The organism is Massilia timonae CCUG 45783 (assembly GCF_000315425.1).
Taxonomy (GTDB): domain Bacteria; phylum Pseudomonadota; class Gammaproteobacteria; order Burkholderiales; family Burkholderiaceae_D; genus Telluria; species Telluria timonae.
Genome location: NZ_JH992922.1, coordinates 1884382 through 1908880, shown reverse-complemented (window position 1 = coordinate 1908880; position 24499 = coordinate 1884382). Strand labels below are relative to the sequence as shown.

Here is a 24499-nt window from a genome sequence, read left to right as displayed (position 1 = left end):
CATCGGAGCGCATGATGACAGAAAGTTACCGTACAGACACGTGATAACCGTCACAAACGGATAAAAGTTTCCAAAAAATATTCTCTATTCATCAAAAGTAAAGTTTCGAGTCCAGTTGGAATAAAAAAACCCCCGCTGCCATACGGCAGCGGGGGTTTTATCAGCTCGGTGCCTCTTGCGAGGCACGTTCACGATCCGGACAGCGATTAGATCGAGATGAAGCCGTTGTCGATGACCAGGTCTTCCAGGTCGACGCCGACCAGGGTGATCTTGGTGATGTCGGCAGCAGCGCCCGAATCCGAACCGAAAGCTTTGTTTTCGATGTGGACGATGACGTTGTTACCGCTTTGCTGCAGGAAGAACTCCAGCACGCTGTTGTCGCCAGCGGCGCGCAGCGAGCTTTGACCGGTGCCGGTACCGATTTCGGTATCGTTGTAGGTCAGGCCCGAGCCGACGTACAGGACGTCGTCGCCCTGGGCGCCGAAGTTACGCACTTGCAGGTCGGTCTTGTTAGCCAGGAACAGGTCGTCCTTGGCAGTTGCCAGGGTGACGCTCTGCGACAGGAAGACCGGAGCAGCGTAGCCAGCGTCGGTGATCACTTTGGTTGCGTTGGTGATCGCGGTGTTAGCAGCGGTCACGGCGCCGTTCAGTTCTTGAGCAGCGTTGTAGGCAGCGACTGCGTCAGCGAAGTTTTCGATCTTCTCGTTGATGCCGTCGACGGTATCTTGCTGGTCGATCAGTGCGTTGACCAGGGCGCCGATGTCGGTGTCGCCGGTAGGACCGGTTTCAGCAGCCAGCAGGGCGTCGCGTGCATCGGTGAAGGCTTCATACTTGGCAGCCCAGTTGATGTCGGCCACTGCCTTGTTGACAGCTTCGGTACCAGCAGTGGTGGCGGCGAATTTGCCCGAGATCGAAGTAGCTTGCGCTGCGGTGATCACGCGGTCAGCAACTGCCTCGTCCAGCACAACCTTCAGAGCGGCTGCGGTTGGGGTTGGGCCGGTCATAACAGCATCCACATCGGTCGCCAGTTGGTTGATCGCGGTGGTATAGCTACCTTCGCCGCCGCCGACCAGCGCATCCTGCGCCGCCAGTTGGTTGGTGAAGAACTCGTCTTCAGCCAGGATCTGCTGGTAGGTCGGCAGTTCGTCGTCGCCCAGTTGCACGAACTGGAAGGTCGCGCCAACGGCTGCCAGGTTCGAACCGTCATCCGCTGCGTCCAGGATGTCGGCAGCGATGGTAGCGATTTCCAGGGCTTCCACTGCGTCGTCGTACGATGCGTCGGCAACCAGCGATGCGTTGATTGCGGTCAGGGCAGCGGTGACGCCTGGGTAGCGGGCTTCGGTCACGGTGTTAGCGGCCAGGACTGCTTCGCCATCGGCATTGATGGTGATCACGGTCACAGCGGCGCCACCAGCGGCCGGGGTGAAGGTGTAGCTGGTCGGCTCGCCGACAGCCGGAACTGCGGCAACCGTGCCTTTGGCCAGGGTGCCGAAGTTTTGCAGGGCTGCGCTGGCAGCGGTGCTTGCCAGGGCGGCTGCGGTTTCAGCAGCTTCTTCGGCTTCGATGGCTGCCTGGTAGTCAGCGTAGGCGGCGCCCAGGTTTTCCACGGCGTTGACAGCGGCGGTACGAGCGTTCAGGCCGGTGGTGGCGGTGACGGTAGCAGCACGCAGTTCAGCGGCGTTGTCAGCTTGCAGCGAAGCGATACGTGCCGATTGCTGGGCAGCGTTCAGGCCCGAGAAGCCGGTGATGAAGCCGTTGATGCCGTTGTCGCCAGCAGTATCGATGTCAGCGATTGCCTTCAGGACTTGTGCGTCGGTCGGGGTCTCGGTCACGCCGTTCTTTTCCAGCTGGGCAGCGACGGCTTCGTCTTCAGCCAGGTCAGCCAGGACAGCCGATTTTGCTGCGTTGGCAGCGGTCAGGTTAGCGACAGCGCTTTCCAGGGTGAACTCGGTGCCAGCGGCAACGACAGCTGCCACGGTGGCGTTCAGGGCTGCTGGTGCGGTCTGGGTTGCCAGGGTTGCGTCGGTGGTGACGCTGGTGATGAATGCCTTGGCCAGGGCCAGGGCGTCTGGGCCTGCGTAGCCGGCGACTTCAGCTTCGGTGTCCAGAGCAGCGGTGAAGGCGGTAGCGGCAGCAACCTTGTTTTCGACGGCTTCGCCATCGGTGCCCACGGCAGCTTTGGCAACGTCAGCAACGATGTTGTCGACGCTGATGGTGCCTGCGTCCAGCAGCTTGACCCAGTAGTCACGGCCGGTGGCTTCGGCTTCGCGGCCGAACATGTTCATGTAGATCTTGTTGACGATCTGGGTGTTGGTCATGCCTTCGAAGGCGTCCTGGTACTCGTCCGACTCAGCGAAGGTTGCCGACACAGCAGCGGTCGATTTCTGAGCTTCGACGATGTTGGTCCAGTAGTCCAGGCCAGCTGGGTCAGCTGGACGGCCGAAGTATGCGACGTACAGTTCTTGAACTGCTGCGACGTGGGTAGCGACGATTGCCATGTATAACTCCAAAAAGATAGATCGATCGATCGATAGTGTTGATTCAATATTGCAAGAGTGCCGTGCACCCCTGTAAGCCCAACGGACCGCATCATGACAGAAGCGGACTCATGTGTTGTGTGATGGCCGTCACATAACTGACAAAGTTTCCAGAAAAATTTACAGAATCAGGACAAATTCATCCGCCCCCGGCATTTCCCCCGGCAATTCTCTAAGATTCTCACAATAAAAACAGGTTTCACTGAATCAGCCGCCCATCCGCCCACATCTCATCCATATGTATTCCATGGATGCGGCGTATACCTCATATGGATATGCGGAAAATAAAAAACCCCGGAATCTCCGGGGTTTTCGCGATTAACTCATTAATACGGATTCAACGCCAGGTGGCGGCGCCGTTCACGGTCCTGTGGTCGTCGATCCGTCCGTCGAAAATCGTCGCGGCGCTGCCCGACGGTCCACGCTCGTTGCTCAGCAGGCCCTGCAGGTTGAGGTAGCCACGGCGGCCATCGGCGCTGCCGTACATGCGGCCATCGGCGGTCACCGTGCCCTCGCCACGCATCCTGACGGTATCGTCCTTGGTAATCACGTCCATCCCGGTCATGAAACTGCGTTTGCCGAAATCGACGTTGAGCACGCCATTCGCCAGGCTCGCCTTACTGGTGGTTACCGCACCGCCGCCATATTCCGTAATGAGATAAGCCTCGCTGCCGCGCAAACTGAATCCGATGACGCCGTTATTCGGCGCGACATATTCCTTGCCAGGCGTGCGAAATAGCGCGAAATAACCGTTCAGCGCGATCAGCTCGTTCTTTTTCCCTTCGGCCGAATAATCCAGCGTCGGCGCCGACAGGCCGACCTGTTGCCAGCGGCCCCAGATGGCCTGGCGCTCCGGGAGTTCCGGCACCACGACCACCGGCGGCTTGACGACCGGATCCTCAGGGACCGGCACCGGCGTTCCAGTGCCGGGATTGCCCGTGCCCGGGTCGATGGGAATGCCGGGCCCCGGCTTCACGACCGCATCGATGGCCGTATTCAGTCCGAGGTTCTTCGCCACCTCGACGCTGACCTTCGCCTCGTCGCCGTCATTCTTGCTCAGCGGCTCGTCCGGACGCGCGGGCGCCGGATGACCGGCGCCAGGCGCGCTTTCCTCGACCACCTGCGCCGCCTGCCCGCGCGTCACCTGCACCAGCTGGCCGCGCTGGGCCGCGCTCAGTTCACGGCTGGTCGCGCCTTCGCACGGTCCGGCCCCGTCCGGACGGCAAGCGCCGGCAAAGCCGCTCACCACCACGCCGCCCGAGAACACCGAGATGCGCGAGGTGTCGTTGTCGGTGACGACGGTGAAATCGGTGCCGCGCACGCCAATGGCCGCGACCGGCGTATTGAAGCGGAAGTTCTGGCGCGCGTGCTTGACCGCCTCGCCCGACTTGCTGCGCGCCGTGCCCTTGATCAGCTCGAACTTGACGCGGGTGTTGGCCGGGTTGCGCTGGTCGATGCGGTAGGTGACGATGCGCGCCTCGGTCTGCGGCCGCAGGATGAACAGGCCGTTGTCGGCCGTCTTCACATAGATATAGCCATCCGCGCCGGTGCTGAGCATCTGCCCTTCCTGCACCTGGCTGCCTTCCACGGCGGGACGGTCGCCGGCCTTGGCGGCCCCGGCGACGAAAATGATCTTGCCCGCGTCGGCGGCATGGGCGAACTGCGCCGCGCATGCGAGCGTTGCGGTGATGAGTAATTTTTGCAAGATGGGTCCCCTTTCGCTTTCACTGTACCTTGCCGTCAAGACAGGGTTCTGTGACAACTATCACATTTTAGCGCAAAGACCCTCGGCTACCCATCGGGGATACAGTTCGTGACATTTCAATAAAAACAATGCAATCGGGCAACCCTAACGTTATACTTGATCACTTTTCCGACGACCGACCCATCCATTTCAAGAGCGCAGTGCGTGGCTGACCCGAGAACACAAGCACGACCCCGCGGCCGCTGGGTCATCGCTGCGCTTGCCTTCGCCGTGACCGTATGGTCGCAATACGGTATCCAGGCTCCTTTGTCGCTTTCCGACAACAGCTGGATGCGGGTTGCGCTCAACCAGGTGTCGTTTCTACCCAACGAATGGCTGCGCGACGCTTTCCTGCGGCTGCAGGTGAGCGATGCCCCCGAGCCGCGCATCCTGGTGGTCGACATCGACGAAGCCTCGCTGACCGAACTCGGCCCCTGGCCCTGGCCGCGCGAGCGCCTGGCCCACCTGGTCGAAATCCTGCTCGCCAATTACGCCGCGCGCGGCGTGGCGCTCGACATCCTGCTGCCGGCGCCCACCGACGCGCCGGGCGATGCCCGCCTGGCGCTGCTGGCCGCCCACGGTCCGCTGGTGCCGGCCCAGGCCTTCGACTTCGATTTCGCCGGCAACCGGCCCCAGCCCGTCCTCGACGGCAAGCTGGGCGGCGCGGTCAAAGGCTATGCGGGCGGCGTGCCGGCCACCGGCTATATCGGCAACTACCCCGCGCTGGCCGCGGCGCCCCATATCGGCGCGATCGGCTTCATTCCCGATCCCGACGGCGCCCTGCGCCACGTGCCCCTGGTCACCCGCTTCGGCGGCCAGGCCTACCCGGCGCTGGGGCTGGCCCTGGTCAACTGCTGCACCGGCCAGGCGCCGCTGGCGCTGGACGACACCGGCCTGATGCGCATCCCCTACCGGCGCGACTGGCGCGCCTATACCGTGGTGAGCGCCGCCGACATCCTCGAGCAGCGCATCGTCCCCGAGAGCGCCAGCGGCCGCCTGGTGCTGGTCGGCTCGTCCTCGCTGGGCATGGGCGACCGCGTTTCCACTCCGCTTGCCGCCAACCGGCCGGGCCTGGGCGTGCAGGCCACGATCCTGTCCGCCCTGCTCGACCGCCAGCAGGGCACGCTGCCCGCGCCCTGGCCGGGGCGCCTGATCGCCTGCCTGTTCGCGCTGGGCTCGAGCGTGGCCTGCACCCTGCTGTTCCCGCGCCTGTCGGCCGCCGCCGGCGTGGCCCTGCTGGGCGCCAGTTCGGCGCTGTGGCTCCTGGTCGCCTATGCGGCGGCGCCGCACGACCCGGTGTTCGCGCCGGTCGGCCCGCTTGGCACCAACCTGTTCCTGCTGGCGGTGGCCGTGCCCTACCAGTGGCAGCTGGCCCAGCGCCGTTCGCGCCATCTGCTGCAGACCCTGCGCCAGTACGTGGCGCCGGCCGTGGTCGAGCAACTGCTGCGCAGCGAGGAGAACGATCCGCTGCGGCCGCGCCGGCGCGACGTCACCACGCTGGTGGCCGACATGGAGGGCTATACCAGCCAGGTCGAGACCCTGCCGGTGGAAGAGGCAGCGACCCTGACGCGCGACTTCCTCGACTGCCTGACCGGCCCCGTGATCGCCCACCAGGGCACCCTCGACAAGTACACGGGCGACGGCATGATGGCCTTCTGGGGCGCGCCGCTGCCGCTCGAGCAGCACGCCGACCTGGCGCTGGACGCCGCCCACGAGATGACGCGCCGCGTGGCCGCCCTCAGCGCCGCGCGCGTGGCGCGCGGCCACAAGCCGCTGCGGGTGCGCATCGGCATCGAAAGCGGCGCCGCCATGGCGGGCGACTTTGGCACTTCGTTCCGCAGCATTTATACTGCGGTCGGCGACAGCGTCAACACCGCCGCCCGCCTGGAACAGGTGGCGCGCGATTTTTCGCATGACGTCATCATCGGACCCGGCACGGTCGAGCGCAGCCGGCGCCATCGTTTTCTCGCCCTGGGCGAGCGTCTCTTGCGTGGCAAGGAAAGAGCAACTCCTCTGTTTACCCTCGATATCACTGCGGATCAGCCGCGTTCCGACCTGCGCAGCCGCGCCCACCTCACCCCGGGAGCGCCGGCATGAGCGCGCGCCTGTCCGCCTGCCTGGCGCTGGCGCTGGCGCCCTGCTGGGCGCTGGCCCAGTCCGACGCCCCGGCGCCCGACGCCGGACCGGAAGAAGCGCTGTACCAGGAAGCCCTGCAATCGCTGGCCGAAGGCCGCAAGAACGACGCCTCGGCACAGATGACGCGCCTGATCGGCATGGTGCCGCAGCACGCCGGCGCCTGGCTCGACCTGGCGCTGATCCAGTGCAGCCTGGGCCAGGGCGACGAGGCCGAGCGCCTGTTCGCCAGCGTCGAGACCCGTTTCAACCCGCGGCGTGAAATCCTGGAACTGATCGCCGAGGCGCGCGACACCGGCTGCGTGAGCTGGACCCCGGCCAGTTCCACCGCGATCAGCCTCACCCGCGGCGTGGACGACAACGTCAACCAGGGCGCCAGCAATTCGTCCTTCATCGTCGAAGGCCCGGATGGCGCGGTCGAACTGCCGCTGCTGGAAGACTTCCTGCCCAAGCGCGACCAGTACACGCAAGTGAGCGCCGACTACGTGCGCGACGTGACCGCCAACGGCACCCTGGGTTTCCTGCAATTCCAGGGCCGGCGCTATGACCAGTTGCGCGACTACGATACCGCGGCGCTGTATGCCGGCGTCGAATCGCCCTGGCGCTTCAGGCAGTGGCTGCTGCGCACCACCGGTTCGCTGGGCGTGTCCGGCATGGGCGGCCACCTGTACCAGCGCCAGGCCCAGGCCCAGGTACGGGTGACCCCGCCCCTGCCGTTGCCGCCGCGCACCCAGCTGCACCTGATCGGCGCCGCCACCCGCAACGACTATGCCAGCCTGGACGCCTTCGATTCAAGCATGTTCGAGGCCCGCGTCCTGCTCAGCCACCACACGGGATCGTTCAGCACCAACGTCAGCGCCGGCCTGCTGACCGACCGCGCGCTCAACGACCGGCCGGGCGGCAACCGCCATGGCAATTACCTGAGCCTGAACCTGCGCCAGCCGATCGCCTGGGGCGTGACGGCCGAACTGGCGTACACGCGCCAGACCTGGAACAGCGCCACGCCATACTCGCCCGAACTGCTGATCGACGAGGTGCGCGCCCAGCGCACGCAAGTGATGCGCGCCACGCTGAGTTATCCGATCGGCAAGCAGCAGAGTGTTGTGCTGGAAGCACGCGCGGTACGTAACCGCGAGAACATTTCGCTCTTTCAGTACAATAACCGCCAGTTACAGCTGAGCTGGCAGTGGCATATTCCCTGACGCAGGCAGTACAATCGCTGTCCTGAATGTAGAAGCGGTAGGTAGAGATGGGCCTGGATGCGATCTTGTTTGCCTGCGCGGCCCTCGGGCTGTGCATCGGGTGCCTGGTGCCGAACCGCTGGTTGCCTCCCCTGCCCAACGATAAATTCCTGCATTTCGCCGCCTATGCACTGCTCACCGTGCTGGCGCTGCGTATCGCGCAGACCGGCGTGGAGGCGGCATGGTGGCTGGCCGGCCTGCTGGTCGGCGGCTGGCTGATCGAGTGCCTGCAGGCGCTGGTGCCGGACCGCCGCTTCTGCTGGCGCGATATCGGCGCCAATGCCGCCGGCATCGGCAGCGCCGCACTGGCCGTCCTCATGGCCGGGCATTTTTGACGAGACCGTACGAATCGATGAGTTCCAGCACCAAGCTTTCCACCCGCGCCTCCGCCCCTCCGCCGCCGCCTTCCGAGGCGGCCGCCGGGGCCGCGCCCCAGCTCCAGGAACGCCAGATCCAGGTCCACCTGCGCAAGATTCCCCTGCTGTCGGACCTGAGCGACGAAGAAATCATCAAGGTCAAGGGCGAGATGCGCTACCGCCACTTCCCGAAGCGCTCGGTCGTGCTGCACAAGGGCGGCACCGGCGACGCCCTGCTGTTCCTGCTGTCGGGCCAGCTGCAGGTGATCGACGTCACCGAAGACGGGCGCGCGGTCGGCCTGCGCATGCTCGCGGCCGGCGACTTCTTCGGCGAGATCGCCCTGATCAACGGCTCGACCCGCTCGGCCTCGGTGGTCGCCACCACCGAGGTGCTGGTCGCCTTCTTGCCGGCCTCGACCGCCCTGCACCTGTTCTCGCACTCTCCCTCGGTGGCGCACAAGATGCTCGGCCACCTGGCGCAGAAGATCCAGCGCGATTCCGAATTCCGCGCCCTGCTCAGCATTAACAATACGACGCGCCGCATCTACACCTATATCGCGCTGATGCAGCAGACCGAGGACAAGGATGGGCGGCGCGTGGTCGAGAACCTGCCGACCCACCAGGACATCGCCAATATGATCAATACCAGCCGCGAGACCGTCACCCGGGCGCTGCTGGTGCTGGCCCAGCAGGGGATCGTGCAGAAGGATGCGCACCGGCTCGTTATTCTCGATCCGGATGGGCTGCAGAGGCTGGCGCAGGGCGCTTGACCGGCCGATTCGTCGGCACGGCGCCGGTGTCACGGGGACTTGGCGATGATTTCCGCCTCCAGCGCATCGGCCACCGCGTTAATTCTTTCTACTAATTTGAGCCCAGCAGGCGAACTTCTATCTGGGTCGCTCTTGCTTTTGTACTCAAGGTCCAAGGTCGTCAGCGTCGCGTTCAACCGTGCGATCCTGCTTTCCCGCGCCTTGGCGGCCCGTGCCTCGTCCGACGTCTGCGTCCCCTCCTCCAGCGCCTTCTGCAAACCGGTCATGAACGAGCACGTGGAGTGAAACAGGACGACGTCGCGCAAGGCTTCGCTGGCGCTGTAGCCGCTCATCGGCAATTTGAGCGAAGCATGGATCGCGACCATTTTCTGCTCGCGCAGCTCCATGATCTTCTTGTCGACGGCGGTAATCAGCATCTGCTTGTAGACGGTTTCGTTCACCAGCGAGCGCTCGGAGTTGGAAAACAGCGCCAGCGCCGCGAAAATCGGCCGGTGTTTCTGGTAAGTGACCACTGACGCCGCACCAGCGAACAGATTGGTCATCGTACCGAGCGTGATATTCCATGCCGCGTCCCGGCCGTAGATCGACCGGCGATGCTCCAGGCATTCATATTCCGATGCAATGACCAGTGCGGACACCATCTGATTGCGCTGGATGGTGCAGGCTTCGTCGGCGGTCCGCGAAAAACAGGGTCTTGTGATCAACGCTTCCCCGCCGCCTTTGGGCGCCGTCACCAGCTTGGTAACCAGGTTGTCTTCGTAATGGTTCAGTGTCAGTGCGTCGGCCGAATACCCTTGGTATAGCGGATTCGATTCACACCCGGCCAGCAGCATACACAGCGTCGGCAGCGCTGCCGACATACGGACACGCAATGATCGGATTGCCATGGAAGCTCCCCTGAACGTTCGGATGATCTTCGACCCGCCGGCTGAAACGGCGTGTTGGTTAACACCAATATTTACAGAAACACATCCTAGCATCATAAATTTGACTAAAAATAATATTTTTATTAAGTATTATTTTCGCAACACCCCCTGCCCGTCATCCCTAGAAGTTGCCCGGGAGCCGATTTTGTGATGGCAGGAATGGGGAGCCGCACTCCTTTGGCGGATGTCATGGGCGCTGACAGGTCGTTACAATTGAACAATTTGTGTGCTGGACCGTGGGGTATAATCCCGCTCTTAACGCTCAGCACCGCTATGACCACAACCCTCCCGACCTCCTGCGAGGCGCATCCCCCTACGACCCCATGATTTCGCCCCTGATGCTGCGAGGCCTGTGGGCCTACCGCGGTTTCGTGCTGGGCAGCGTCAAACGCGAATTCCAGTCGAAATACGCCAATGCCATGCTGGGGGCCGCCTGGTCCCTGCTCAGTCCGCTCGCCATGATCCTGGTGTACACCGTGATCTTCGCGGAAGTCATGCGCGCCAAGCTGCCAGGCTCGGACTCCACCTTCGCCTACTCGATCTACCTGTGCGCCGGCATCCTGACCTGGGGCCTGTTCGCCGAGATCGTGTCCCGCGGGCAAACCATGTTCCTGGAGCAGTCGAACCTGCTCAAGAAAGTCAGCTTCCCCCGCATCTGCCTGCCGGTGATCGTGGTGCTCAATGCCCTGGTCAATTTCGGCATCATCTTCGGCCTGTTCACCGTCTTCCTCGTCGTCACCGGCAATTTCCCTGGCCTGGCCTTCGTGGCCCTGGTTCCGGTCCTGGTCCTGCAGGTGCTGCTGGCGCTGGGCATCGGCATGGTGGTCGGCATCCTCAACGTGTTCTTCCGCGACGTCGGCCAGTTCATGACGATCGCGCTCCAGTTCTGGTTCTGGTTCACCCCGATCGTCTATCCGGCCAGCATCCTGCCCGAGCACGTGCGGCCGCTGCTGGACTGGAATCCGATGGCGCCCGTGATCGGCGCCTGGCAGACCGTGCTGGTCAAGGGCCAGTTGCCAGACTGGTCGAGCCTGGGCTTCCCGCTGGTGCTGGCCCTGCTGCTGTGCGCGCTCGGCTTGCGCATGTTCCGCAAGCGCGCCGGCGAAATCGTGGATGAGCTGTAATGGGATCGATTGTCGCCACCGGCCTGGGCAAGGCCTATAAACAATACAAGAACCGCTGGGCGCGTCTCGCGGACTGGACCCTGCCGGGCCAGCGCCACGCGCTCAAGTGGGTGCTCGAAGACATCAGCTTCACCATCGCCCCCGGCGAGGCGGTCGGCCTGATCGGCGTGAATGGCGCCGGCAAGAGCACGCTCCTTAAACTGATCACCGGCACCACCCAGCCGACGGTCGGCGCCGTCACCCTGCACGGCCGCGTGGCGGCCCTGCTCGAACTGGGATTGGGCTTCCATCCCGATTTCACGGGCCGCCAGAACGCGCTGATGGCCGGCCAGATGATCGGCCTGGACGCCGCGCAGATCGAGGCGCTGATGCCCGAGATCCTGGCCTTCGCCGACATCGGCGACTATATCGACCAGCCGGTGCGGGTCTATTCGAGCGGCATGCAGGTGCGCCTCGCGTTCGCGGTCGCGACCTGCGTGCGGCCCGACATCCTGATCGTCGACGAGGCGCTGGCGGTGGGCGACGTGTTCTTCCAGCAAAAGTGCTTCGCCCGCATCGAGAGCTTCATCGAGGCCGGGACCACCCTGCTGTTCGTCTCGCACAGCGCCGGCACCGTGCTCAATATCTGCGACCGCTGCATCTTCCTGCGCGGCGGCCGGGTCGCCTTCGACGGCGCGCCGGCCGACGCCCTCGACCTGTACCAGGCCGAACTGCTCGGCCGCGCCGACCAGGCGCCGGACGCGATCCGGATCCAGGGCGGACCGGTAGCCGCCGCGCCGGTGGCGCGCGAACACCTGACGGCCCTGCAAGGCAAGACCGGCAGCATCACCACGCCAGGGGCCGACTGCGTCGGCGTGCGCCTGCTCGACCGCCACGGCGAGGAACGCGCCACCCTGGTGGCCGACGAGATGGTCACCCTGCAGGTCGACTACCTGCTGCACGAGGACGTGGCCGATCCCCATGTCGGCTTCAAGATCCGCAACCGCTTCGGCGCCACCCTGTTCGAAACCAATAGCTACTGCATGCGCCAGGCCTCCACCCCGGCCGCGCGCGGCGCGATCGTCTCGGCCAGCTTCGCCCTGAACCTGTCGCTGTTCCCGGACGAGTACACGCTCACTGTCGGCCTGGGCGCCGGCGGCCATGGCGAAGGCTCGTTCGAGAAAGTGCTGAACTACCTGCACGAGGTGCACAGCTTCGTGGTCGCACCCAACCCGGCCGCCATCACCTGGGGCGGCCTGGTCAACCTGCACCCACAGCTGCACATCAGCATTCGCTGACCAGATTGGAACCCATCATGTCCGACATCACCCCTATCCCCGAACCCGACCACGCCGCCGTCGTGCGCGGCCTGTACCGCGGCTTCCTGGGACGCGAACCCGATCCGGCCGGCCTGGCCTACTGGAGCGGCCGCCTGGCCGAAGGCGCCATCGCCGACGAACTGCTGGCGGCCCTGATGGGGTCCGACGAATACCGCCTGGGCCATGGCGCGCCGGGCGCCGCCGGCCTCGATGCGCTCAAGGCGCGCGTGGCCAGGGCCGCCTCGTCGCTGCTGGCGCGTCCGCTCACCGTGGTCGACGTCGGCGCCCAGGAACTGGAAAACGAAGACCACATCTACGCGCCGCTGACCCGCCACGGCCTGCCCTACCGCATCGTCGGCTTCGAGCCGCAGCAGGACAAGATCGAGGCCAGCCGCCGCAACAATCCGGACAGCCGGGTCACGCTGTACCCGACCTTCATCGGCGACGGCGGCCGCCATATCTTCCACGCCAACAACGACGACGCGACGTCCTCGCTGCTGCCGTTCAACCGCGCGCTCACCGCGCAGTTGCGCGACCTCGACCACCTGCACACGGTGCATACCGAGGAAGTCGCCACCAGCCGCCTCGACGACGTGCTCGAGGACGAAGGCGCGGTCGACTTCCTGAAGCTCGACATCCAGGGCTTCGAGCTGCCGACCCTGCGCCATGCGGGCGCCGTGCTGGCGCGCACCGGCGTCGTGCATTGCGAAGTGTCGTTCGCGCCGATCTACGAAGGGCAGGCCCTGTTCTCGGAGATCGAGACCCTGATGCGCGCGGCCGGCTTCTGGCTGCTCGACTTCTCGTCGCTGTGCCGCTATCCGAGCGTGGACAGCGCGGCGCGCACGCGCGACCGCCTGGGCTGGGGCGACGCCGTGTTCGTGCGCCACGGCGCCGACGCGCAAGGCATGCTGGCCCAGGCGCTGGTGCTGCTGCTGGTTTACGACAAGCCGTCGGCCGCGCAGGCGCTGGCGAAACAGGCAGGCATCGACGGCCTGTCGGCGCTGTTCGACGAGGGCGCGGCATGAACCAGTTCGTTTCGTATGCACAGAACGGCGAGGACGTGCTGCTATGGCGCGCGCTCGGCCACGTCAGGCACGGCTTCTACATCGACGTCGGCGCCAACGACCCGGTCGAGCACTCGGTCACCAAGGCCTTCTACGAGCGCGGCTGGCGCGGCGTCAGCATCGAGCCGCTGCCCTCCTTCCACCAGGCGTTCGAGGAACAGCGCCCGCACGACGTCAACCTGGCCATCGCGGCCGGCGCCGCCGACGGCGAACTGACCCTGTACGACGTGCCGGCCGTGCGCGGCTGGGCCTCGCCCGAACAGTCGGTGGCCGAGATGCACCGCGCCGAAGGCCATGAAGTGGCCGAGCTCACGGTGCCGGTACGCACCCTGGCCTCGATCTGCGAGGAACACGTGCGCGGCGAGATCCACTTCCTCAAGGTCGACGTCGAAGGCTTCGAGGGCGAAGTGCTGCGCGGAATGGACTTCGCGCGCTGGCGCCCATGGGTGCTGGTGATCGAGGCGACGCTGCCGAACAGCCGCGAGACCAACCACGAAAGCTGGGAGCACCTGGTGACGGGCCAGCGCTACCGCTTCGCCTGGTTCGATGGCCTGAACCGCTACTACGTGGCCGAGGAACACGCCGAGCTGCTGGCCCATTTCGGCGTCCAGCCGAACGTGTTCGACAGCTTCATTTCCTGGCACCTGGACCATGCCTGGGCCGCCGAGCGCACGCTCGGCGCCGCGCTGCAGGCGGCCGGCGAGCGCCAGAAGGAACTCGGAGCCCAAGTCGAGCGCTTCCACGCCCAGGCCATGGAACTGCTGTGGCAGATGGATGGCGCCACCCAGCGCGCCGAGCATGCCGAAGGCCGCGCCGCCGTGCTGACCCAGGAACTGGAGCAGGTGCACGCCGACGCCGCCCGCCTGAGCGCCTGGGCCGAGGGCCTGCAAGGGCAGATCGCCGCACTGGAAAACAGCACCTCGTGGAAGATCACGCGTCCGCTGCGCCGCGCCGGCGGCCTGGCGCGCAAGCTGCGCGAGCCGCACCTGCTGCAGCGCGTGGTCAAGCGCCTGACCCGGGTCGAACTGCTGCGCCGCCTCCTGATCCCGATCCTGCTGCGCTTCCCGGCCCTGGGCCGGCGCGTCGCGGTGACGCTGGTCGCCGTCAAGCAGGCGGTGCCCGATCCGCTGCCGGCGGACGTGGCCCACGTCCCCGACGAACTGCGGGGCTTGCCGGTCTCGGTGCGCACCGCGCTGGCCGACCTGCAGCGCGCCCGCACCACTCATACAAGCTCCTGACATGCGTATCGTTATCGATCTTCTCGCTTACACCGGCCGGGTCGACCCGGCGGCCCTGGAACTGTGCGCCGCGCTGGCGCGCGCGCGCGGCGCCGACGACCGCTACCAGGGCGAACTGTGGGTGGCCGCGCCCCTGCACGACCAGGAGGCGCTGGAAACCCTGCGCCTCGAACCGCTGCTGGCGGCGCGCGTGCGCGCCTTCGACCTCGGATCGAACCCGCGCCTGGCCGCGCTGCTGCGCCGTCACGCGCTGGCCGGCCTGGCGCCGGCGGCGGCGCTGGCCGTCGGCCCGCAGGCCGCTGCTGGCGAAGCGGCGCCGTCTTCCGCGCCGTATCCGATCCTCACCCGCGCCCCGGCCGATGCGCAGAATCCCGCCGCGCTGCTGGACGCGCTCGAGACCAGCGCCGCCAACGGCGCGCGCCCGGCGCAGGCGCCTTCGACCCGCCCGAAACTGGCCTACGTCTCGCCGCTGCCCCCGGTCCATTCCGGCATCGCCGACTACAGCGCCGAACTGGTGCCCGAGCTGTCGGCGTTCTACGACGTCGAGCTGGTGGTGGCCCAGGACAAGGTCGACGACCGCCGCCTGGACGGCATGCGCCTGCGCGACCCCGACTGGCTGCGCGCCCACGCCCACGAGTTCGAGCGCGTGGTCTACCACTTCGGCAATTCGCACGCCCACCAGCACATGTTCCAGCTGCTGCGCGACGTGCCCGGCACCGTGGTGCTGCACGACTTTTATTTCTCGGGCGTGCTCGACAACCTCGAGCGCGAAAAATACCTGCCCAAGGGCTTCCTGCGCGCGCTGTACGAATCGCACGGCTACACCGGCCTGCTGTCGCACCGCAAGGAAGGCCGCAATCCGTCGATCTGGACCTATCCGCTCAACAAGGCGGTGCTCGACCACGCCAACGGCGTGATCGTGCATTCCGATTTCTCGCGCACCCTGGCCGAGGAATGGTATGGCCCCGGCGCCGCCGACGGCTGGCGCACCATCCCGCTGCTGCGCGGCCGTCCGGACGGCGCCGCCAGCGACGCCGGGCGCGCCGCGGCGCGCACCGCCGCCCGCCGCCGCCTCGGCCTGGACGACGACGCCTTCGTGGTCTGCACCTTCGGCATGCTGGGCAGCACCAAGCTCAATGCCGAGCTGCTGGACGCCTTCCTGGCGTCGCCGCTGGGCGCCGATCCGCACTGCCGGCTGGTGTTCGTCGGCGCCAACGATCCCGGCCCCTATGGCGAGCAGCTGGCCGAACGGATCGCCGCCAGCGCCGCAGCCAACCGCATCCGCATCACCGGCTTCGTCGACGCCGCGGCGTACGCCGACTGGCTGGCCGCCTGCGACGGCGCGGTGCAGCTGCGCAATGCGACCCGCGGCGAGACCTCGGCCTCGGTGCTCGACTGCCTGCTGTACGGCGTGCCGACCGTGGTCAATGCCCACGGCTCGACCGCGCTGCTGCCGGACGACGTCCTGGTCAAGCTCGAGGACCGCTTCGAGACCGCCGACCTGGCGGCCGGCCTGGCCAGCCTGCGCGCCGACCGCGCGCTGCGCGAACGCCTGTCCGGCAACGCGCTGGAACACATGGCGCGCCATCACGCGCCGCCACAGGTCGGCCGCCTGTACCTCGAGGCGATCGAGGACTTCGCGCGCAATGGCCGCGACGCCGTCTACCGCCGAGTGGTGAACGCCGCGGCGCCGCTGGCGGCCCAGGCCGAGCTGCCGGCGCTGGCCGCCGCGATCGCGTTCAACCGCGCGCCGGCGCCGCAGCGCCAGCTGCTGGTCGACGTCTCGGCCATGGTGCAGTCCGACCTCAAGACCGGCATCCAGCGCGTGGTGCGCAGCATCCTGCTGTCGCTGTTCGCCGCGCCGCCGGCGGGCTTCCGGATCGAGCCGGTGTACTCGGTCGGCGCGAATCAGCCGTATTGCTATGCGCGCGGCTTCGGCATGAAGCAGGTGGGCGAATCCGAGCTGGCGCTGGAAGACGCGCCGTGCGAGATCCGTCCCGGCGACGTGTTCTTCGGCCTCGACCTGTTCACCAACGGCACCTCGCAGAACGAGCAGCGCCTGCTCGAGATGCGCGCGCGCGGCGTGGAGGTCTATTTCGTCGTCTACGACGTGCTGCCGATCCTGCGGCCCGAGGTGTTCCCGTTCGGGACCGAACAGTATTTCGGCGACTTCCTGCGCACCGTGCACAAGGTGGCCGACGGCGTGCTGTGCATCTCGCGCGCCGTGGCCGACGAACTGGCCGGCTGGATCGAACGCGAGAAGATGACGCGCCGCAGCCCGCTCAAGCTGGCCCACTTCCACCTGGGCGCCGACATCGACGCCAGCGCCCCGAGCTTCGGCCTGCCGCCGGACGCCGACCAGGTGCTGGCCGCCCTCGGCCAGCGGCCCAGCTTCCTGATGGTCGGCACGGTCGAGCCGCGCAAGGGCCATGCCCAGGCGCTGGCCGCCTTCGAGCTGCTGTGGGAGAGCGGAGTCGACGTCAACCTGGTGGTGGTCGGCAAGCAGGGCTGGATGGTCGAGAAGGTGTGCGAGCGCATGGCCGCCCATCCCGAAAAGTCCAGGCGCCTGTTCTGGCTGGCCGGCATCTCGGACGAGATGCTGCTCAAGCTGTATGCGAATTCCTCGGCCCTGCTGGCGCCGTCCGAAGGCGAAGGCTTCGGCCTGCCGCTGATCGAAGCCGCCCAGCACGGCATCCCGATCCTGGCGCGCAGCCTGCCGGTGTTCCGCGAGGTGGCCGGCGAGCACGCCGCCTACTTCGAAGGCCTGGCGCCGCAAGACCTGGCCGACGCCGTCACCGGCTGGCTGGCGCTGCAGCGCGCCGGCACGGCGCCGCCGTCGACCGGCATGCCGTGGCTGACCTGGGACGGCAGCGCCCGGCAAGTGCTGGACGCGCTGGTGCGCCAGCGCTGGTACAAGACCCTGCCTGGATCAGCACAGGCGGGCGTCAATACCCGATAATAATAAAACCCCATGAACGTCACCGTCACCCAAGCCATGAACGCCATCGACCAACCGGCCGGCGCCCGCGCCGCCAGCGCCGCACCTGCGCCCGCAACGATCGCAGTGGTGATCCCCAGCTACCGCGTCACCCGCCACATCATCGGCGTCATCGCCGGCATCGGTCCCGAAGTGGCGCGCGTCTACGTGGTCGACGACCGCTGCCCGGACGGCAGCGGCGAGTTCGTGCGCGCCAACTGCCGCGACCCGCGCGTGACCGTGCTCGAGCACGCCGAGAACCAGGGCGTGGGCGGCGCCGTCATGACCGGCTACCGCGCCGCCATCGCGGACGGCGCCAGCGTGATCGTCAAGATCGACGGCGACGGCCAGATGGACGCGTCCCTGATCCCGGTGTTCGTGGCCCCGATCCTGGCCGGCGAAGCCGACTACACCAAGGGCAACCGCTTCTTCAACCTCGAACGGCTGGGCGCGATGCCGCCGGTGCGCCTGTTCGGCAACGCCATGCTGTCGTTCATGACCAAGCTGTCCTCGGGCTACTGGCACCTGTTCGATCCGACCAACGGCTATACCGCGATCCACGCCGATGCCGCGCGCTACCTCCCCTTCGACAAGATCAGCAAGCGCTACTTCTTCGAAAGCGACATGCTGTTCCGCCTGAACACGCTGGGCGCGGTGGCGGTCGACGTGCCGATGGACGCGGTGTATGGCGACGAAGTGAGCAACCTGAAGGTCTCGAAGGTCATCACCGAGTTCGCGGTCAAGAACGTGCGCAACTTCTTCAAGCGCCTGTTCTACAACTACTACCTGCGCAATCTGTCGGTGGCCTCGCTCGAGCTGCCGATCGGCGTGCTGCTCACCACCTTCGGCCTGGTGTATGGCGTCGCGCACTGGATCGCCTCGGCCCAGAGCGACGTCGAGACCCCGGCCGGCACCGTGATGCTGGCCGCGCTGCCGGTGATCATGGGCGTGCAGCTGATACTGGCCTTCCTGAACTATGACATCGCCTCGGTGCCGAGCCGCCCGCTGCACAAGAAGACGCTGTTCCGGCGCCGCCGCGATGATTGACGCCGCGCGCCTGCGCCAGTTCGGCGTATTCGTGGCCGGCGGCCTGCTGTGCGCCGGCATCGACGTCGGCCTGATGCAGCTGCTGGTCATGAAAGGATTCCACCACACGGCCGCCGCCAGCGCCGGCTTCGTGGCCGGCCTGCTGGTCAACTACGCCTTCCACAGCCGGGTCACGTTCGACCAGGCGGCGTCGAAAAGCAGCTTTGCCCGCTACATGTGCGTGGTGGGCCTGAACTATGGTTTGACCATCGCCTGCGTCGCGCTGACGGTGGCCCTCGTCGACAACCCGCTGGCCGGGAAGATCCTGTCGCTGCCGCTGGTGGCGGTGAACGGATACCTGCTCAGCCGCTACTGGATCTTCAAGTGATGCGCATCGCTTCCATTGCCCATGACCAGGCCACGCTGGCGCAATACGGCGCCCTGTTCGCCGCCTGCTTCCCCGGCGCCGACAAGTTCACGCCCGAGTATCTCACCTGGCTGTACGCCGCCAACCCGGACGGCCCCGCGGTCGGCATGGACGCCTGGGACGGCGAGCGCCTGGCGGCCCACTACGTCTGCATCCCGCAGCGCGCCTGGGTCGAGGGCCGCGAGGCGCTGGTCCTGCTGTCGCTGAACACCGCCACCCACCCCGACTACCAGGGCAAGGGCCTGTTCACCAAGCTGGCCGCGGCCACCTTCGAGGCCGGCGCCGCGGCCGGCTTCGACGGCGTGTACGGCGTGGCCAACGCCAACAGCACGCCGGGCTTCGTGCGCAAGCTGGGCTTCCAGCTGGTGCGCCCGCTCGAGGCGCGGGTCGGCCTGGGCACGCTGTCGCACGGCCCCAAGGCGCCCGCCGCACAACTGTCGTTCGAACGCAGCTGGACCCCGGAGGCCCTGGCCTGGCGCTGCGCCAACCCGCACAATCCGGTGCACCGCCGCGCGCATGGCGCGCGCCAGCAGTTCTACGCCGCCGCCTTCGGCCTGCGCCTGCCGGCCTATGCCGAGCTGGATGGGCCGCTGCAAGCCGCGCCGGACAATGGCGCCGCGCCGCTGCTGTCGCCGCTGCGCCTGCTGATCGGCCTGGCCCCGGACGCCAACGCCAGCTGGTGGAATTACGCCAGCATCCCGCAGCGCCTGCGGCCATCTCCGCTGAACCTGATCTACCGCTCGTTCGTGCCGCGTGTTTCCGCGCTCGATCCTTCCCGTATCCAGTTCAGCTTCCTCGACTTCGATGCCTATTGAGCCGGTCGCCCTGTTCCTGTTCGCGCACCAGGACGACGAGTTCGGGGTGTTCGAACGCATCGCCACCCTGCGCCGCCAGGGGGTGCGGGTGGCCTGCGCCTATCTCACCGACGGCCAGACCGCGAAGAGCAGCGCCGCGCAGCGCAACGCCGAATCGCTGGCGGTGCTTGCGCAACTGGGCGTGGCCCCCGGCGACGTGTTCTTCGCCGGCCAGCAGCTGGGCATCGGCGACGCGCGCCTGCCGCTGCACCTGGAACAGGCCGGACGCTGGATCGGCCAATGGATCGACGGCTTCTGCCCGATCGAGGCGATCCACGTGACGGCCTGGGAAGGCGGCCACCACGACCACGACGCCCTGCATGCGCTGACGGTGACCCTGGCCTGTGAACGCGGCCTGCTGGCGCGCACCTGGCAATTCTCGCTGTACCAGGCCGAGGGCCTGGGCGGACCGCTGTTCCGGGTGCTGGCGCCGATGGCGGCCAACGGCCCGGTCGAAGCGACCCCGATCTCCTGGGCCGCGCGCCGGCGCTACCTGCGCCTGTGCCTGTCCTATCCGTCGCAGCGCAATACCTGGATCGGCCTGTTCCCCTTCGTGCTGCTGCACTACCTGCTGCGCGGCGAGCAGGCGCTGCAGAAAGTCGATCCGGCCCGTCTGGACGAGCGTCCGCACCCGGGCCCTTTGTACTACGAAAAGCGCAAATTCTTCGACTGGGAGCGGATGCACGCGGCGATCGCGGCATGGCGCGCCCTGCCTTCCCGACCATAATAAAAAGGAAACCACGATGCTGCCTGCGGCCACGCCTGCAACCGACAAACGCGAATGGCTGATCCTGGTCGCCGGCCTGGCGGCCGTCCTCGCCTGGCTGGCGCTGCGCAACCACGGCCTGTATCCGGCCATCTTCGCCGACGAGTGGTACTACAGCAGGATGTCGCGCCTGCAGCCGCTGGCCGAAGCCATCGTGCCGTCCTATCTGTACCTGTGGCTGTTCAGCGCCACCAGCGCCTGCGGCACCGGTTTCTATGATTGCGCGCGTTTCGGCAACGTGCTGCTGTATGTCGGCGCCGGCCCCTTCATCTACATGATCGGACGCCAGGTGGCGCGGCCCGTGGTGGCGATCGCCATCACCCTGCTGTGCCTGATGGGGCCGTTCAACCTGTACACCGCCTTCTTCATGCCCGAGGCCACCTATTACTTCGGCGTCCTGGTGCTGAGCTGGATGCTGCTCACCCGCGCGCGCTGGGGCTGGACACGCCTTGCGCTGTCGGCCGGCCTGGTGCTGGGCATGATGAGCCTGGTGAAAGTGCATGCGCTGTTCCTGCTGCCGGGCCTGTGCCTGTTCCTCGTGATCGCCGCCCGGATGGAAGAATCCGCCGACAGCGGCGGTGATGGCGCCGGCGACCGCAGTGGCCGCGGCTGGCTGCGCGAGGGCGCGGGCGCCGCCCTGGTGCTGGCCGCCAGCGCCCTGGCCGTCAAGTTCGGCCTCGGCTACGTGCTGGCCGGCGACGCCGGCCTGAGCCTGTTCGGCAGCTTCTACGGTTCCACCGCCAGCTCGAGCGCCGGCAGCAAGCTGGGCCTGCTGGCCGCGGCCGGCTTCATCAACGGCCGCGGCCACCTGATGGCGCTGGCGATCCTGCTGCCGCTGCCGATGGCGATCCTGCTGCAATGGGTCCTCAGCCGCGCCACGCGCGAGGCCGCCGCCCTCCGCTTCAACCGCCTGGCGCTGTACGCCTTTCTGATGCTCGGCTCGGCCGCCGGCATGACGGTGGCCTACACCGCCTCGATCGCCGGCGTCGGCCCGCAGGAAGTGCTGCGCCTGCACCTGCGCTACTACAGCTTCACCTTCCCGCTGCTGCTGCTGCTGGCCGGCGCCGCATTCTCGATGCCGGCCCTGCGCACCGCCGCGCCGCGCGCGCGCGTCGCCGCCGCCGTGCTGGTGGGCGCCGCCATCGTGGCCGCGCTGGCGCTGCTGCCGCACTATGCGCTGGCTCCGATCGACAGCCCGGAAATCACATCGATCGACGTCGCCCTGTGGAGCGGCTGGATGGTCGGCGGCCTCGGCCTGCTGGCGCTGGCGTTGTGGGCGTTCGGCCAGCAGAGCGCGGCCTCGCTGTTCCTGTTCGTGCTGCTGCCGATCACCGTGGCGCTGGGCGCCCAATTGACCACCGCCTACCTGGCCCAGATCGTCTCGGGCTGGGCGCCGGACCATGCAGGCATCGCCGCGCGCGACCACGTGCCGCGCCACGAGCGCAACCAGATCACGATCGCCGCTTCCCGCGAGGTGGACATCATGCGCGCCCAATTCCACATCGACGACAATGACAGCGCCATGCTGGAACTGGCGCCAAGCGCCCCGATCGAAAGCTACCAGCTGCCCGTGCGCAAGAAGTGGCTGCTGGTCATCGGCCAACACCCTCTGCCAGCCGACGTCAAGCCGGTAATCAAGACCGACGATTACGCGCTGGTGCGCCTGGCCGGCGAATTCCATCCGATCGGCGCCTTCCAGCTGTCGCAGGAACTGGTCGAAGGCGGCTTGCTGACGCGGATGGAGGGCCTGTCGCATGCCGAGGGCTGGGGGCGCTGGTCGGATGGCAAGCAGGTGGCGCTGCACTTCGCCCGCCCGCTGCCGAAGCAGCTGGACCTGATCCTCAAGGGGCGCGCCTATGCCGACAATGCGGGCCTGCCGTTCACCGTGCGCGTGGGTGAGCAGAGCGCCACCTTCCGCCTCCCGGGCAGCGTCCAGGAAGCGCGGCTGCGCCTCACCACCGACGGCACGCAGCGCATCCTGACGATCGACGTGCCGAAGCCGATCTCACCGAAGGCGCGCGGCGAATGGCCTGATCCGCGCGAACTGGGCATCGGCCTGGTCGAGATCGCAATCGGCAACAGCGCTGACCAATGAAGAAGGCTTGCTGGCGTGAAAAAATAATGGTGCAGCAGGCCTCGGCGGCATAGCCGCCTATTTAGCGTCCCTGCGGCGCCTCTGTGCGCTCACGAACGGAGGCGCACCGGCCACGACGGCTAGAGTAGCTCCTAAGGGAATGGCATTCCGCCGGCCCCCGAACCGCCCAGGATACCCCATGGTACTCGGACCGACGAAGGACGATTCACTCAAGAAAGATCTGGACGTCCAGGGCGGCGGCCAGAGTCGCGGCGTGCCGGCCGACGGCGACGTCGAGGGCAATGCGGTCCACCCGATGGGACTGCCCGAGGACAATCCCGGCATCCACCACTGGCAGTCCGGCTACATCGAGCGCGAGGGCTTGCACGACCGCGGCAACATCTTCTTCGCCGCAGTCGAAATGACCCGCATGCCGATGCTGATCACCGATCCGCGCCAGGAAGACAATCCGATCGTGTTCGCCAACGGCGCCTTCGTCGACCTGACCGGCTACCCCATCGAGCAGATCCTGGGCCGCAACTGCCGCTTCCTGCAGGGACCCGACACCGACCGCGCCACCGTGGCCGAGCTGCACCGCGCGGTCGAGGAACAGCGCGCGGTGGCGGTCGACATCGTGAACTACAAGGCCGACGGCACGCCGTTCTGGAACGCCCTGTTCTTCGGCCCCATCTTCGACCAGGAAGGCAAGCTGCTGTACTTCTTCGCTTCGCAGATGGACATCACCGAGCGCCGCAACAACCAGGAATCCTGGCTGCAGGCGCAGAAGATGGAAGCCATCGGCCAGCTCTCGGCCGGCATGGCCCACGACTTCAACAACCTGCTGCAAGTTATCAACGGCAACCTCGAAGTCGCCCTGCTGGGCGCTGGTCCCCAGCACAAGGCGGCCGAGCCGATCCGGCGCGCCCAGCGCGCCACGATGCAGGCCGGCAAGTTGACCCAACAATTACTCACCTTCGCGCGCAAGCAGCGGCTGGAGCCGAAGCGCCTGAGCATGAACAGCCTGGTGGTCGAGTTTTCCGACATGCTGGTGCGCACCCTGGGCGAGAAGATCGATCTGCGGCTCGACCTCAAGCCCGGTCTGCCGGCCTGCACGATCGACCCGACCTATCTCGAGATGGCGCTCCTGAACGTGGTGCTCAATGCACGCGACGCGATGCCGGACGGCGGCGCCGTCACGGTCGGCACCGCCGTGCTGGGCGACGAGCGCTGCCGCCTGCTGGGCCTGCCGGCCGGCGACTATGTCTGTATCTGCGTGAACGACGAGGGCGAAGGCATGACGCCCGAGGTCAAGCGCCGCGCCACCGAGCCCTTCTTCACCACCAAGGGACCGGGCACCGGCCTGGGCCTGGCGATGGTGCATGGTTTCGTGCAGCAATCGCACGGCAAGCTCGACATCGAGAGCGAGCCGGGTCGCGGCACCCAGGTGCGCATGGTGTTCCGGGTCGCCGAGCAGGCGGCCAGCGACGACGCCTCGCTGGCCGAACGGCGCGGCGGCACGCAAGATGAGCCGCAGCAGCGGCGCTGCCGCATCCTGGTGGTCGAGGACAACGACGACGTGCGCGAACTGGCCGAGACCATGCTCGAAATGGCCGGCTACGACGTGCTGTCGGCCCCCAGCGGCGAGCGCGCGCTCGGCCTGCTGGAAAGCGGCGAGCAGGCCGACCTGCTGTTCACCGACGTGATCATGCCGGGCGGGATGAACGGGCTGGAGCTGATCGAGCGCGTGCACGCCAGGCGTCCCGGCCTGCCGGTGCTGGTTACCACCGGCTACATGGACGAACTGCCCGGCCGCGGCAAGCCCAGCGGCACGCTCGACGTGCTGTCCAAGCCCTACCAGCACCAGGATTTGCTGGACCGGGTCGGGGCCGCGCTCAAGCGGGCCGCCTGAGCATTCCGAGGGTCGCGCCCGCCACCAGAAGCCGC

At 67.0% G+C, this 24499-nt stretch carries 18 protein-coding genes; 15 read left to right on the top strand and 3 right to left on the bottom strand.

The window, feature by feature from the left end; translation table 11 throughout:
* Positions 1 to 206: 206 nt before the first annotated feature.
* Together HMPREF9710_RS26490 and HMPREF9710_RS08130 are read right to left on the bottom strand one after the other, a co-directional pair.
* Positions 207 to 2498, bottom strand: a complete 2292-nt coding sequence (locus tag HMPREF9710_RS26490; RefSeq protein WP_005665487.1) for a DUF4214 domain-containing protein — start codon at positions 2496 to 2498, stop codon at positions 207 to 209.
* Between the two features lie 376 nt (positions 2499 to 2874).
* Positions 2875 to 4242, bottom strand: coding sequence for a FecR family protein (locus tag HMPREF9710_RS08130; RefSeq protein ID WP_005665485.1), 1368 nt, complete (start codon positions 4240 to 4242; stop codon positions 2875 to 2877).
* A gap of 306 nt (positions 4243 to 4548) precedes the next feature.
* Between HMPREF9710_RS08130 and HMPREF9710_RS08125 the strand changes: the two genes are divergently transcribed.
* The 4 genes from HMPREF9710_RS08125 to HMPREF9710_RS08110 all read left to right on the top strand — a co-directional run bounded on the left by HMPREF9710_RS08125 (position 4549) and on the right by HMPREF9710_RS08110 (position 8781).
* Entirely contained in the window at positions 4549 to 6378 is a 1830-nt protein-coding gene (locus tag HMPREF9710_RS08125; RefSeq protein ID WP_229409745.1) for a CHASE2 domain-containing protein, read from the top strand.
* The gene (locus tag HMPREF9710_RS08120; RefSeq protein ID WP_005665481.1) at positions 6375 to 7616 is read left to right on the top strand and encodes a tetratricopeptide repeat protein; all 1242 of its coding nucleotides are present in this window, start codon (positions 6375 to 6377) and stop codon (positions 7614 to 7616) included. Before HMPREF9710_RS08125 ends, HMPREF9710_RS08120 begins: the two co-directional genes overlap by 4 nt.
* 65 nt (positions 7617 to 7681) lie before the next feature.
* Positions 7682 to 7990: a VanZ family protein gene (locus HMPREF9710_RS08115; RefSeq protein WP_229409744.1), complete on the top strand. Its 309-nt coding sequence runs from the start codon at positions 7682 to 7684 to the stop codon at positions 7988 to 7990.
* A gap of 17 nt (positions 7991 to 8007) precedes the next feature.
* The gene (locus tag HMPREF9710_RS08110; RefSeq protein WP_005665477.1) at positions 8008 to 8781 is read left to right on the top strand and encodes a Crp/Fnr family transcriptional regulator; all 774 of its coding nucleotides are present in this window, start codon (positions 8008 to 8010) and stop codon (positions 8779 to 8781) included.
* Between the two features lie 29 nt (positions 8782 to 8810).
* Here HMPREF9710_RS08110 and HMPREF9710_RS08105 read toward each other — a convergent pair whose 3' ends face one another.
* Positions 8811 to 9668, bottom strand: a complete 858-nt coding sequence (locus HMPREF9710_RS08105; RefSeq protein WP_005665476.1) for a hypothetical protein — start codon at positions 9666 to 9668, stop codon at positions 8811 to 8813.
* A 362-nt stretch (positions 9669 to 10030) separates the two neighbouring features.
* Here HMPREF9710_RS08105 and HMPREF9710_RS08100 point away from each other — a divergent pair, with 362 nt between their 5' ends.
* The 11 genes from HMPREF9710_RS08100 to HMPREF9710_RS08050 all read left to right on the top strand — a co-directional run bounded on the left by HMPREF9710_RS08100 (position 10031) and on the right by HMPREF9710_RS08050 (position 24464).
* Entirely contained in the window at positions 10031 to 10831 is an 801-nt protein-coding gene (locus HMPREF9710_RS08100) for an ABC transporter permease (protein WP_005665474.1), read from the top strand.
* Positions 10831 to 12108 carry an ABC transporter ATP-binding protein gene (locus HMPREF9710_RS08095; protein WP_005665473.1) on the top strand — a complete coding sequence of 426 codons (1278 nt, stop codon included), beginning with the start codon at positions 10831 to 10833 and terminating at the stop codon, positions 12106 to 12108. The genes HMPREF9710_RS08100 and HMPREF9710_RS08095 overlap by 1 nt, the downstream gene beginning before the upstream one ends.
* A 17-nt stretch (positions 12109 to 12125) precedes the next feature.
* Entirely contained in the window at positions 12126 to 13154 is a 1029-nt protein-coding gene (locus tag HMPREF9710_RS08090; RefSeq protein WP_005665472.1) for an FkbM family methyltransferase, read from the top strand.
* Positions 13151 to 14431: an FkbM family methyltransferase gene (locus HMPREF9710_RS08085; protein ID WP_005665471.1), complete on the top strand. Its 1281-nt coding sequence runs from the start codon at positions 13151 to 13153 to the stop codon at positions 14429 to 14431. The genes HMPREF9710_RS08090 and HMPREF9710_RS08085 overlap by 4 nt, the downstream gene beginning before the upstream one ends.
* Position 14432: 1 nt before the next feature.
* Positions 14433 to 17390, top strand: a complete 2958-nt coding sequence (locus tag HMPREF9710_RS08080; RefSeq protein WP_005665470.1) for a glycosyltransferase — start codon at positions 14433 to 14435, stop codon at positions 17388 to 17390.
* Between the two features lie 12 nt (positions 17391 to 17402).
* Positions 17403 to 18455, top strand: a complete 1053-nt coding sequence (locus tag HMPREF9710_RS08075) for a glycosyltransferase family 2 protein (RefSeq protein ID WP_005665469.1) — start codon at positions 17403 to 17405, stop codon at positions 18453 to 18455.
* Complete coding sequence (locus HMPREF9710_RS08070) at positions 18448 to 18822, top strand: GtrA family protein (RefSeq protein WP_005665468.1); 375 nt, start codon at positions 18448 to 18450, stop codon at positions 18820 to 18822. Before HMPREF9710_RS08075 ends, HMPREF9710_RS08070 begins: the two co-directional genes overlap by 8 nt.
* Positions 18822 to 19676 carry a GNAT family N-acetyltransferase gene (locus HMPREF9710_RS08065; RefSeq protein ID WP_005665467.1) on the top strand — a complete coding sequence of 285 codons (855 nt, stop codon included), beginning with the start codon at positions 18822 to 18824 and terminating at the stop codon, positions 19674 to 19676. The genes HMPREF9710_RS08070 and HMPREF9710_RS08065 overlap by 1 nt, the downstream gene beginning before the upstream one ends.
* Positions 19666 to 20442 (top strand): PIG-L deacetylase family protein, encoded by a 777-nt coding sequence (locus tag HMPREF9710_RS08060; RefSeq protein WP_005665466.1) that lies wholly within the window; start codon positions 19666 to 19668, stop codon positions 20440 to 20442. Before HMPREF9710_RS08065 ends, HMPREF9710_RS08060 begins: the two co-directional genes overlap by 11 nt.
* Positions 20443 to 20458: 16 nt before the next feature.
* A complete protein-coding gene (locus tag HMPREF9710_RS08055) occupies positions 20459 to 22576 on the top strand; it encodes a DUF7024 domain-containing protein (RefSeq protein WP_005665464.1) in 2118 nt (705 codons plus the stop codon).
* 178 nt (positions 22577 to 22754) lie between these two features.
* A complete protein-coding gene (locus HMPREF9710_RS08050; RefSeq protein ID WP_005665462.1) occupies positions 22755 to 24464 on the top strand; it encodes a response regulator in 1710 nt (569 codons plus the stop codon).
* Positions 24465 to 24499: the final 35 nt, after the last annotated feature.